This is a genomic window from Kribbella deserti (assembly GCF_042434725.1).
GTDB lineage: Bacteria > Actinomycetota > Actinomycetes > Propionibacteriales > Kribbellaceae > Kribbella > Kribbella deserti.
The window spans coordinates 219,402-232,073 of record NZ_JBHLTC010000002.1; the positions used below are offsets into that span (position 1 = coordinate 219,402).

Below are 12,672 nucleotides of genomic sequence, written 5' to 3' on the forward strand. Positions count from 1 at the left end.
GCGACGCCGGCACGGACTGCTCCGGCGGTTGTACTCGAAGACCGTGGGCAGCCGGCTGCCCACGGTCTAGATCGTAGTCGGGCCACCCCAGCGGAGCGACGGCAATTCATCGACTTGACTGTTGGTGAGGTCAACTCCGCCGATAGGTAAGCCGACCCAACAGGGACTCGGCGGGACCGGCGACCTGCCAACCGCTCTCCCAGCAAGACCTAGCCCGACGGCTCGGCACGAGCTGGCCCGCCGTTGCCGGGACAGCTTCGGCATCAGGAGCGGACAGGTTCCTGACAATCGCCCGCCATCTTGGGGCGTATGACCACCATCCGACTGATCAAACTCGCTGTACCCGTGCTCGCAGTCGCCGTCTTCGTAACGGCCTGCGGCGGCAACGACAAGCCCGCCGCGGACGACCAGCCCGGTATCGCGACCCTCGACACCCCCACACCGGGCAAGTCCACCGGCGGCAAGACGACCCCGGCGAAGAAGGGCGAGAGCGAGCGGCCGCGCGAGCGCATCGACATGACCAACGCCGAGCGCACCCGGATGTACGAGCCGTACCTGAACTGCCTCAACGACCACGGCGTGACCCAGCTCCGCGGCAAGCAGACGAAACCCGGCATCCTCGGCGACAACCCGGCGATCGACCGGAAGAAGAAGGAAGCCGCCGGTAAGGCCTGCGAGTCGAAGCTGCCGCTGCCCGCGTGGGAGATCGACAGCAACAACCCGGACGCGCTCGAGTTCGCGCGCAAGGTGGTGGCCTGCCTGAAGGCGAAGGGCGTGAAGTACGTCGAGGTCGCACCCGACACCGGTTCGGGCATCGTCGGGCCGTCCCTCGGCGGTAAGAACAACCACCAGCCGTCGATCACCAAGGGCTTGGACCTGATGCCCGAATGCCAGCGCGAGGTGGCCGGCAAGTGAAGCGTCTTGTCCTTGGCGTGACGGCAGCCGCTGTCCTGGCAGCCGCGGGAGTGGCCGGCTTCCGCCTCACCGAGCAGCCCGAGGTCGCCGCCGCCTCGGACACTCCGCCTCCGGGCGAAACTGTCATGATCAAGAAGACCAACCTGTCGCAGGACGTCGAGGTGCCCGGCGAACTCGGCTTCGGATCGGCCCGGACCGTGAAGAGCAGGCTGCCGGGGACGATCACCTGGCTCCCGAAGCCCGGTACGACGATCCGGCGCGGCGAGGTGCTGTTCCGGGTGGACAACAAACCGGTGATCCTGTTGTACGGCGGTACGCCGCTGTTCCGCACCCTTGGCGCGGTGCCGCCGCCCAAGACGCCGTCCAAGACGCCGCCCGGAACGCCGCCCGCAACACCTCCCGCGACGCCTGCCAACACGCCTCCCGTCAGCGGTCCGGACGTGAAGGTGCTGAAGCGGAACCTGGCCGAACTCGGATTCCTGTCCGCCGCCAAGTCGGACAAGTTCACCAGCGCCACTGGCAAGGCGATCAAGGAGTGGCAGCAGTCGCTCGATCTGCCCGCCACCGGCACGCTGGATCCCGCGACCGTGGTCGTCCTGCCCGGTCAAATACGTGTCGGCCAGTTGAAGGTATCGCTCGGTGATCCGGGGCAGGGCGAGATCCTCGGCGCCACGTCGTCCGCGAAAGTGGTGACGATGCCGATCGACGCTGCCGCGACGTACGGCGTGAGGGCCGGGCTGAAGGTCAAGCTCGAGCTGCCGAACGGCAAGCGCACCACCGGCGAGGTCCTGTCCGTGAGCACTGACGCGGCCCTCCCACCCGGCGACGGCGTTTCCGATGCCGGGAAGAAGCCGCAGGTCATCGCGACCATTGCCCTCGACAACCAATCGGCGGCGTCCGGGATCGACTCCGGCCCGGTGACCGTGACGTTGCCCGGCGCCGGACGGAACGGCGTACTGGCGGTGCCTGTCGGGGCGCTGCTCGCACTGCGCGAAGGCGGGTACGCCGTACAGGTGGTGGAGGGGACGCAGATCAAGTTGGTCGCCGTCAAGACCGGCATGTTCGCGGACGATCTGGTCGAGATCACCGGCAAAGGGCTCAAGGCCGGGCAGAAAGTGGTGACCACGTCGTGACAGTCAACCCGTCCGTAGTCGAAGTTCGCTCGGCCAGTAAGGAATACCCAGGTGGTGTTGTTGCCTTGGACAACGTGTCGCTGAAGGTCGACACCGGTGAACTACTCGCCATCGTCGGACCTTCCGGCTCGGGCAAATCCACCTTGCTCAACCTGCTCGGAACACTCGATCGACCCACCCGCGGCACGATCTCGCTCCGCGGTCAAGACGTTGCCACGTTGTCCGATCGCGAGCTGTCGGCTCTGCGCGGACGCTCGATCGGCTTTGTCTTCCAGCAGTTCCATCTCACCGACGGCCATACCGCCACGGAGAACGTTGCCACCGGCCTGCTATACGCCGGCGTCCCGCGGCGTCAACGCCGTACGCTCGCGCTGGAGGCATTGGTTAAGGTCGGGCTGTCCCACCGCCGCGGGCATCGGCCGCACGAGTTGTCCGGCGGCGAGCGGCAACGCGTCGCGATCGCGCGCGCCTTGGTGAACAGCCCGGCGCTGGTCCTCGCGGACGAGCCGACGGGCGCGCTCGATACGAAGAACGGTCATGCCGTACTCGAGTTGCTGCACAACCTGCACTCGGCCGGTACGACGATCGCGGTGATCACGCACGACCGGGAGATCGCGGCCGGATTACCGCGCCAGGTCGAGATGCGCGATGGTCGCGTAGTCGCGGACGCACTCGCATGAGGCTGACCTCGCCGGTGCGGCTGGCGTTCTCCGATATGTTGGTCCTCGGGTTGACCCGCCTGCGGACGCGACCGATGCGGGCCGCGCTGTCCGCCCTCGGCATCTCGATCGGCATCGCCACGATGGTCGTCGTGACGGGTATTCCCGCGTCCAGCCAGCAGGCGGTGCTCGACGACCTCACCGCGCTCGGACCGGACATGCTTCGCGCCGCGGCCGTCGCCGAACAAGGCACGGACAAACCGCCGGGCATGCCGCCCGCTGCTGCCGCGATGGCCAAGCGGATCGGCCCGGTGCAGGAGGTGAGCGTGGTCGCGAATACGCACTCGACGGTACGGCGCTCCGACCGCGTCGACCCGTCCGAGGGCAACACCGGCATTGCGGTCCTCGCCGGTACGCCGAACCTGCTGGACCTCCTCGGCGCCAAGGTTGCCTCGGGCACCTTCCTCACCGAGGCGAACCAGGCCTTCCCGACCGTTGTCCTCGGCAACAAGGCGGCCGGCTGGCTCGGCATCACCGAACTCCCGCCGAACGCACCCAAACCGCGGATCAAGCTGAACGACAAATGGTTCACGGTAATCGGCATCCTCGGGCCGAGCCCACTCGCCACGGACGTGGAGCAGTCGGTCATCGTCGGCTGGCAGGCCGCGAAGAACCAGTTGGCCTTCGACGGCAGGCCGACCGTGGTCTACGTCCGTGCCACGGAGACGGCGATCGAGGACGTTCGCGCCGTACTGGCCCGGACGCTCAACCCGGAACAGCCCGGCCTCGTCCAGGTCAGCCGCCCGTCGGAAGTGCTCGCGGCCAAACGGATCACTGAGAACGCCTTCTCGACCTTGTTCCTCGGCCTGGCCGGCGTGGCGCTGCTCGTGGGCGGCATCGGGGTCGCCAATACGATGGTCATCTCGGTGCTGGAACGTCGCAAGGAGATCGGGCTCCGCCGGGCCCTCGGCGCGAACCGCGGCCAGATCCGGGGCCAGTTCCTGACCGAGTCGGTGGTGCTCTGCACGATCGGCGGACTGGTCGGTACGGCGCTCGGCGTGGCGGGCACGATCGGGTACGCGAATTCGCAGGGCTGGCCGGTCGTCGTACCGGCTGTGGCACTGTTCGCCGGCCTCGGCGCGTCGGTCTCCGTCGGCGTGCTCGCGGGCGTCTATCCAGCGGTCCGCGCCTCGCTGCTGACGCCGACTGAGGCTTTGGCGACGGATTAGCTGCTTATGATCGGAACTATGTGTGCGCAGGTGGTGCTCGCCGAGGATGACGAGAAGCAGGCCGAGCTCGTCCGGCGGTATCTCGAGCGGGAGAACCACTCGGTCGTGGTGGTTCACGATGGGCGGTCCGCGCTGGAAGAGGTACGGCGGCTGCGGCCCGACTTGCTGGTGCTGGACGTGATGCTGCCCGGCGTGGACGGTCTGGACGTGTGCCGGATCCTGCGGCGCGAGTCGGATATCCCGGTGCTGATGCTGACCGCGCGGACCGAAGAGGACGACATGCTGCTCGGGCTGGACCTTGGCGCGGACGACTACATGACAAAGCCGTTCAGCCCGCGGGAGTTGGCCGCCCGAGTTCGGACGCTGCTGCGGCGATCGACGCCCAAGGCCGCGGCGGCGCCCGACCGGTTGCTGCGAGTCGGTGGCGTCTCGGTCGATATCGAGCGGCATGAGTTGTTCAGCGACGGCACACGAATCTCTTGTACGCCAGGGGAATTCAGGTTGATCGCGACGATGGCGGCGCGGCCGCACCGGGTCTTCACCCGAGCGCAACTACTTGAGCACCTCCATGGCATCGACCAGTACATCACCACCCGCACGATCGATACCCACGTACTGAACCTGCGGAAGAAGATCGAGCCGGATCCGCGGAAACCCACGCGGCTGCTGACTGTTTACGGGGTCGGGTACAAGCTCAGCGACGGCCAGGGCTGATGCCCGGCACGCGCCGTAGTCTGCTGGTCCGATTGCTGGCCGGAGCGATCCTGGTCGCGTTGTGCTCGACGGCCGCGACGGCTTGGCTCGCTGCCCGCAGTACGACGGTGGCGATCCAGCAACAGCAAGGTCAAGCGCTTGCTGATGGCAACAAGATCTACGACGCGCTGCTCGATTACGCCTCGACCCACCGTGACTGGGGTGATGTCCGGCCGACCGTGGACCGGCTCAGCAAGGAGACCTCACGTCAGATCATCCTCACCACCACCGACCATCTGCTGATCGCCGGACCGCGCATGCCGGCAGCGACGGACGAGGCCGTCTCGGTCAACTCGCTGGCGGTGGACCCGGATCTCGGTGGTGACAGCGGAATCGACCCGAACGCGGTCGGCCCGTTCAAACTGACGACACAGGACCGCGCGAGGCTGGACATCCTCGCGGGTAAGGCGCTGACATGTGTCCGCGGTATGACCGGTGTCGGCGTGATCGACCGGCAGCCGAACGGCCGGCCATTCATCGTCTGGAACAGCGACGTGCTGCCGCCGCGTTGCTCCCGGGTGGTCGACGAACTCGAAGCGCCGACGAGGACCGAGGCCCGCGCGCTGGTGGCACTGCAGGCATTCGCGAACAGTTGCCTGCAGGCACGGAAGATCCCGCCGATCAAGCTCGATCTCGACTTCGGGTGGACGCTGCAAGTAGCCGGAACCGGCCCGGCACCTGCCGTGATCGACAACCAGATCGGGGAAGCGGCCAAGGCGTGCATCGCCGCTGCCCGCCGGACTCAACTTTCGACGTACGTCGCACCGGCCGCTCTGCTGTACGTCACCACGGAAAGCAGCGCCTCGGCAGTCTTCGACCTTTCGCCGGCCAACCAGAAACGGATCGCGTGGGCTGCCGCCGCCGTACTCGCTGTGACCGTCCTGATCACCGTTGCCGGCGGCATCCGCTTGGTGCAGCCGTTGCGGGCGCTCACCCGAGCATCACGGCAGATGACGGATGGGGACGACACCGTACGGGTGCGCGTGCGTGGTTCGGACGAGATCGGCCAGTTGTCGCGGGCGTTCAACGAACTGGCCGACAGCCGGGCGCGGACGGAACAGTTGCGGCGGAACATGGTCAGCGATATCGCACATGAACTGCGGACGCCGTTGAGCAACATCCGCGGCTGGCTGGAGGCCGTGGAAGACGGCGTTGCTGAGCCTGATGCGAGCGTCATCACCTCTCTCAGCGAGGAAGCCGCGTTGCTGCAGCACATCATCGACGATCTGCGGGATTTGGCGACGGCTGATGCCGGGACTCTCCGGATCCACCCGGAGCGCATCCATCTCGCCACGCTTTTCGAACAGGTGACTACCGCACATCGGGCCTTGGCAGATGGCTCCGCGGTCTCGCTCACCGCGGCGGCCCCGGCCGACCTGGAGTTCGACGCCGACCCGGTACGCCTCCGTCAGGCCATCGGCAATCTCGTCACGAACGCGATCCGTTTCACACCTGCGGGCGGTTCGGTCACGATTACCGGCCACCTGTCATCGTCCGACACCGTCACGATCGACGTGACCGACACGGGGTCCGGCATCTCGCCGGAAGATCTCCCCAAGGTGTTCGACCGCTTCTGGCGAGCCGAACAGTCCCGAAATCGCCACACCGGCGGATCCGGCTTGGGCCTGGCCATAGTCCGCTCCCTAGCCGAAGCCCACCACGGCACCGCTACCGCCACCTCAAGTCCCACCGCCACCACTTTCACCCTCACCCTGCCGATCACGCGCTAGCCACGGCGCCCGCGGCATGGCCTGGGGGCGGGCTGAAGGCTCGGCCCAGTCCGGCCTGACGATTCGCAAGAGCCGGGGCGCGTGCCATCAGCGCCCACGAACACACCAGGAAACCTTTACCACCGCCCCAACGTTCGGCCGCACACGCTCGTTGTAAGAGGTGAGGTGAGAAAATGGCCGATTGGCGGCATGCGTTTACGGAACTGGTCGACGGCAGGGGCCCAGCGTTAGTCCGCTATGCCCGTCTGCTGTGTGGAGACGACGCTCGCGCGGCCGACCTCGTCCAGGACGGCCTACTCCAAGTCTTCCGCCGTCTGCGCGTCACCGGCGACCTGGAGAAGCTAGAAGCCTACGTACGTCGAGCCATTCTCAACCGCTACCTCGACGAGCATCGCCGCGAGCGTCTCTGGCGGTCCAAGCGCCACCTACTGGCAACAGCCGACATCACCGCCAGTACGGCGGATGCCTCCGACACTGCCGAGCTCGTCCGGAAGGCCCTGGCCGATCTCTCGCCACGCCAGCGCGCGTGCGTCGTCCTGCGGTACTACGAAGACCTCCCAGTCGCCGGCATCGCCGACGCTCTCGGCTGCAGTGAGGGCACGGTTAAACGCCATCTCAGCGACGGACTCGCGCGATTGTCCACTCGGCTCGACCTGACCCAGGAAGGAGCGCGGCCATGACCGATCTCAAGGCTCTGCTCGATCTGACCGATGCTGCCGCCGGCCCCCCGCCGCCCGTCGACACCACGGCGACCATTGCGCGCATCCACCGTCACCGCCATCGTCGTACGGCAGCAATCGTCGCCACTACGGGCGCGGTCGCAGCAGCCGTCATCGTCGCCACCACCGCCGGCCTCCACAACCGCCGCGCCGACCTGCCAGTTGCGGTGGACACGCCCCGGCAAACCACACCGTCGGCGACCGTCGGAACGTCAGGCGGATGCGGCAAGCCCGTCACCGTCACCGAAACCGACCAGCGCATCCCGTTGAGCATGACGCTGGTGAGCGCCCGGGTCGAGACCAGCAACGGCCCTTGGCGCATCGTCGTCCAGGTGAAAGTCACCAACCAGTCCGACAAAACCCTGGTCGGTACGACGGGCAGGGGCCCACACACCGTCGCCGCGACAAAGGACCTTAAGTTCGCCTTCGCCGCAGGCGGCCAGTTCAGCTCGGCGCATTACGTCGGACTGGCACCGGGCCAATCGGCGACGTACTCCGGCGCCATAACCCTGGGTGACTGCGACAACGCGATGGACGCTGCCGCCAAGCCGGACACCCAGGTCTTCGCGCAGCAAGAGTTCTCCATCGACGGCGAGACCTACACCGTGTACGGCGGCCCGTGGACCATCAATCCCTGACAGGCCTCTGTACGGCGTCTGTCACGGTGCCGCCGCCGGTTCAGAACCGGTCAAGGTACCGGCCGCGATCCTGTTCGCGAGCGAGCTGGGATCACCTCGGACAGGCGTCACCCCAGGTCGCGCATGATTCCGCGACCTGGGGGTTTCTTCTGTGCTGTCTTCACGTTCGTCGTCCGGGAGCGCCTTGCGTCGTCTCGGAACCATCCTGGCGCTGGCTCTCGTCACGCCACTGATCACCGCGATCCCGACCGCTGCCGCGGCCAGTACGTCGACCGCCGCGGCCAGTACGTCGACCGCCGTGGCCGGTTCGTCGCCGCCGGTCGCCGAGGTGGCCGACCTGGCCGGGGCGATCCGCACTGCGCGCAAGCAGGGGAGCAAGGTCGAGGTCACCGGCCTTCGCGCGGCAGACCGCACGGTCTACGCGGAGCCGGACGGCACCTCGATGGTGGAGTTGTCCCCGGGGCCGGTCCGCGTGCTGCGGAACAACCGCTGGGTCGGGCTCGATCCGGCGCTCACCCGCGCGGCCGACGGCCTGGTGACACCCAAGGCGATCGCCCAGGACCTGGCCTTCTCCGGCGGCGGGACCGGCCCGATGGTGCGTTACGGCAAGAGCGGTAGCCGGATCACCTTGACCTGGCCCGGCACGCTTCCCGTTCCGGAAGTCGATGGCGCTACCGCGACGTACCGCGGTGTCCGGCCCGGCATCGACCTGGTGCTGAAGGCCGAGCCCACGGGCTACACCCAGCACCTGGTGGTCCACACCCGGCAGGCCGCACGCGAGCTCACGTCGATCCGGCTGGGTCTGCAGACCGAAGGGCTGCGCGTGACGGCGACGAAGTCAGGTGCTCTCGAGGCGCGAAACGCCAACGGAGCGGTCGTTTTCGCGGCACCACCGTCGGCGATGTGGGACTCCGGTACGCCGGCCCGCCGGTCGGTCGCCGCCGTCGCGCTGACCGAGTCCTCGCTGACGATCACGCCGGACACCCGCCTGATGCTCGACCCACAGGCCAAGCTCCCGATCGTGGTCGACCCGAACTGGGCGACGTACGACAAGTCGTTCTGGACCTCGGTCTCCTCGGGCAAACCGGGCAGCTCCTGGGCGAACTCCAGCCCGGGCGGTGCCGGTGTGGCCCAGGTCGGCAGGTGCGGGTTCGACTTCTGCAACGGCATCGGCGTGATGCGGTCCTACTTCCAGTTCGACACGCAGGCCGGCGGCATCCTGGTCGGGAAGCGGATCATGGGCGTCTGGCTGGACGCGGCCGTCTCGAGCAGCCCGAGTTGCAACGCGCAGAAGCACATGGTGCTCGGCACCAGCCAGATCGGCCCGGGGCTCACCTGGACGAACAAGCCGGAGGGCTGGTGGATCGCCGACGCGATGGTTCCAGCGGCCTATGCCGGGTCGTGCGCCGGGCGCAAGGAGTTCTCGTTCGGGCTGCCGAGGGACCACATCAACACCACCAGGCCGTCGACGTACATCATCCAGGCCACCGACGAGGGCAACGCGGACCAGTGGCGCAAGTACGAGTCGGCTGGGGTCAAGCTGCGGATCCGCTTCAACGCGGCGCCGAACGCGCCGGGCAGCGTCCGGATGGATCCGCCGCTTCCGGCGCCGTGCAAGTGGTGTGCCGGTACGTCGTACTTCAGCGGCAGCTCGGCGCGCCTGATCGCGGGGCTGTCCGACCCCGACGGTAACGCCGTTCTGCCCGAGTGGGAGATCGCCACCGACGGCGTGGCCGAGTCCAGGTTCGGATCGCTGCAGGCCAACGGATCCATGCACGACACGCAGGTGACACTTGCCGACGGCAAGAAGATGAGCTGGCGGGTCCGCGGCTGGGACGTCGATGAGAACGACGGCAAGCGTCTTGACACGAGTCCCTGGACGAACGGCCCGGGCCCGTTCGTGGTCGACCGGACGGCGCCGACAGCGGGCCCGAAGGTGACCGGCTTGCTCTATCAGGAAGACAACCGCTGGCACGGTGCAGTCGGCGTACCCGGAGAGTTCGTCGTCGAGCGTGCGAAAACGGCCGACGGCCGTGAGGATCCGGGCACGGCGGACGTCGACCACTACCTGTGGAACACTCCGGCCGAGCCGTCCAAGTGGAACCGGCTCGACGCGGACGCGCTCGGCGGCAAGGCGAGCTTCTCGCTGACTCCCTCGGCCGACGGGCCGCAGGAGGTGTTCGTCCGCAGCGTGGACCGGGCCGGCAACCCGAGCCCGACCACGACGTACCGGTTCTACGTGCGTGCGGGCAACGGTCCGCTCGCCCAGTGGTCGTTCGAAGGGGACACCAAAGACAGGGCCAGCCTGGGCGACCGGGACGGCACGCTGAACGGCGCCGCGAAGTACGCACCCGGCGCGATCGGACTCGGGCTGCAGCTGGACGGCGCACAGCCCACGACGAACATGACCGCCCCCAACACCATCCGCACCGATGCGAGCTTCTCGGTGTCGGCCTGGGTCAAGCCACAGCCGGCGCGGGCCGGACAGGTGATGGCGATCGCGAGTCAGGACGGTGCGCAGAACAGCAGCGGGTTCTATCTGCAGTACCGCGACAGTAAATGGGCGCTGCTGATGGTGCACAACGGCACCGCCGTCAACCCGCCGGGCACCATCGCCGTCAGCAGCGCCGCGGCACAAGTCGATCGGTGGTCGCACGTCACCGGTGTGTACGACCGTGCCGCCAAGAAGGTGCGGCTGTACGTGAACGGGGTTCGCGTCGACGAGCAGGCGCTGCCGGCCGACTTCGTGCCCTGGAACGCGTCCGGACAGCTGGTGGTCGGCCGGCAGAAGTGTGGCGCCGATCCCTGTGACCCCTGGTCCGGTGGCATCGACGAAGTGAAGGTGTACGACCGGGCGATGTCCGACGACGAGATCCGGACGACGGTCGCGCGGGACGACGTACAGACGGCCCACTGGACCTTCGAGGAGGCAGTGGGCGACAAGACCGCCAACCAGGTCGAAGGTGGCGCCACCGCCGCACTGCAGGGGGGTGCGGCGTTGACGGGAGCTGACGGCGGTGCGGTAGGCCGTGGTGTCCGGCTCGACGGAGTGGACGACCAGGTGGCGACCGACGGACCGGTGGTTCGCACCGACCAGAGCTATTCGGTCGCGGCCTGGGTAAAGCTCGACCAGGCGCCGCAGCGGGGCTTGTCGATGTCGGTGATGGCTCAGGACGGCACGAACGTCAGCGGCTTCTTCCTCTCGTATCGCCAGCTTGAGGATCGTGGCGTCTGGGAGTTCCTCCACCCGTCGGCCGATGCGCTGAATCGCCCGGCGGACGAGGCGGTGTACTCGACGGTGCCGGCCCTGGTCAACCGGCTCACGCATCTGGCCGCGGTGTACGACGCTCCGGCCAAGGTGATCAGGCTCTACGTCGACGGCGCCCCGGCCGGTACCGCTCCGCGGGTTTCCGGCTTCGACGCGGGAGGACCGCTGCGAATCGGGCGCGGTCGGTGGAACGGAGTTGCGACCAACACCTGGCCGGGCATGATCGACGAGGTTCGGGCCTACAACCGGGCGATCTCGCTCGAAGAGGTACACGGGCTGATGGCCCGCGCCGACGTCAGCGCGGCGACCTGGAAGCTGGACGGCAACGTCACCGATGCGTCGGACAACCACCGCGACGGCGCGGTGCACGGCGGCGCGACGTGGACGGCCGGCCAGACCTCGATGCCGATCGCGACCGATCGCGCGCTCCAGCTCAACGGCACCGATGCGTACGCCGATGCCCCGCACGCGGTGGACGTCAGGCAGAGCTTCTCGGTCAGCGCTTGGCTGCGCCCGGATCGCCTCGGCGGCTGGTACGTGCCACTCGCTCAGGACGGTCAGGTCGTCAGCTCCTTCCACGTGCAGCTCACCGACAAGGGGCACTGGACCTTCGCGATGTCCGGCGCCGATGTGAAGGACGCCGGGAACTCCGGCGCCCGGGCGATCGGACCGCTCGCCCAGGTCGGTGTCTGGCAGCACGTGGTCGCCGGCTACGACGCCCAGCGCAAGCAGCTCGCGATCCACGTCAACGGTGTGCTCGGCGGAACGGCGTCGTCGTACACGCAGACCTGGGACGACCCGAGCGGCCGGTTCACGATCGGCGGCAGCAAGTGGAACGGGACCCGGCAGGTGTCCTTCCCCGGCGCTGTCGACGACGTCCGCGTCTTCAACCGGGTCCTGGTGGCCAGCGAGATCGCCACGATGGCAGGCCGTGACCTCGGTCTGGCGCACAACTGGACGCTCGACGAGACCAGTGGCGCCAACGCCGCGGACTCCGTCGGCGCCCGGGCCGGCACGCTCAGCGGCCCGACCCGCATCCCGGGCCGGGTGGGCAACGCACTCGGCTTCGACGGGCAGAACGACTCGGTCTCGACCACGGGAGTCGACATCGACACCTCGAAGAGCTTCACCGTGTCCAGCTGGGTCCGGCTGCGTCAGGTGTGCGACCCCGGTACGGCGTTCTCCTGCCGGTTGACCGCGGTCAGCCTGGACGGCGGCGTGACGAGCAAGTTCCGCCTCGGCCACCTGACCGACCGGGACAGCCATCCGTTCGGGGCCTGGATCTTCGAGATGCCCGAGGCCGACGGGTCCGTGACGAAGGCGTCGGTCTCCGCGGTCGAAGGCGACCTGAGCAAGTGGGTGCAGCTCGTCGGCGTGTACGACGCACCGTCCAAGCAGCTGTGGCTGTACGTCAACGCGGACCGCCAAGGCGAGGGCACGCTCGACGCGCCCTGGGCCGGCTCCGGCGGGCTGCAGCTCGGCCGCGGTCTGGCCGGTGGTACTCCGGCCGAGTTCTGGCCTGGTGACGTCGACGACGTCCGGGTCTACGCGGGCCGCTTGGACAAGGCCCGCGTCGAAACCCTCTTCAACTCCTACCCGGCTCTGGCCGGCTGACCGCAGGGAAGCAT

At 68.1% G+C, this 12,672-nt stretch carries 9 protein-coding genes; all 9 read left to right on the forward strand.

Annotation, left to right across the window (positions count from 1 at the left end):
* Positions 1-309 precede the first annotated feature (309 nt).
* The 9 genes from ACFFGN_RS03755 (at position 310) to ACFFGN_RS03795 (ending at position 12,658) form a co-directional block, all read left to right on the forward strand.
* Positions 310-915 (forward strand): hypothetical protein, encoded by a 606-nt coding sequence (locus ACFFGN_RS03755; protein WP_380043851.1) that lies wholly within the window; start codon positions 310-312, stop codon positions 913-915.
* Positions 912-2,048, forward strand: a complete 1,137-nt coding sequence (locus tag ACFFGN_RS03760; RefSeq protein ID WP_380043852.1) for a peptidoglycan-binding protein — start codon at positions 912-914, stop codon at positions 2,046-2,048. Before ACFFGN_RS03755 ends, ACFFGN_RS03760 begins: the two co-directional genes overlap by 4 nt.
* Positions 2,045-2,728 (forward strand): ABC transporter ATP-binding protein, encoded by a 684-nt coding sequence (locus tag ACFFGN_RS03765; RefSeq protein ID WP_380043853.1) that lies wholly within the window; start codon positions 2,045-2,047, stop codon positions 2,726-2,728. Before ACFFGN_RS03760 ends, ACFFGN_RS03765 begins: the two co-directional genes overlap by 4 nt.
* Positions 2,725-3,936, forward strand: coding sequence for an ABC transporter permease (locus tag ACFFGN_RS03770; protein WP_380043854.1), 1,212 nt, complete (start codon positions 2,725-2,727; stop codon positions 3,934-3,936). Before ACFFGN_RS03765 ends, ACFFGN_RS03770 begins: the two co-directional genes overlap by 4 nt.
* Positions 3,937-3,954: 18 nt before the next feature.
* The gene (locus tag ACFFGN_RS03775; RefSeq protein ID WP_380043855.1) at positions 3,955-4,650 is read left to right on the forward strand and encodes a response regulator; all 696 of its coding nucleotides are present in this window, start codon (positions 3,955-3,957) and stop codon (positions 4,648-4,650) included.
* Positions 4,650-6,419: a sensor histidine kinase gene (locus ACFFGN_RS03780; RefSeq protein WP_380043856.1), complete on the forward strand. Its 1,770-nt coding sequence runs from the start codon at positions 4,650-4,652 to the stop codon at positions 6,417-6,419. Before ACFFGN_RS03775 ends, ACFFGN_RS03780 begins: the two co-directional genes overlap by 1 nt.
* Positions 6,420-6,592: 173 nt before the next feature.
* Positions 6,593-7,099: an RNA polymerase sigma factor gene (locus tag ACFFGN_RS03785; protein WP_380043857.1), complete on the forward strand. Its 507-nt coding sequence runs from the start codon at positions 6,593-6,595 to the stop codon at positions 7,097-7,099.
* Positions 7,096-7,776 (forward strand): hypothetical protein, encoded by a 681-nt coding sequence (locus ACFFGN_RS03790; RefSeq protein WP_380043858.1) that lies wholly within the window; start codon positions 7,096-7,098, stop codon positions 7,774-7,776. Before ACFFGN_RS03785 ends, ACFFGN_RS03790 begins: the two co-directional genes overlap by 4 nt.
* Positions 7,777-7,960: 184 nt before the next feature.
* Positions 7,961-12,658, forward strand: coding sequence for a LamG domain-containing protein (locus ACFFGN_RS03795; protein ID WP_380043859.1), 4,698 nt, complete (start codon positions 7,961-7,963; stop codon positions 12,656-12,658).
* Positions 12,659-12,672: the final 14 nt, after the last annotated feature.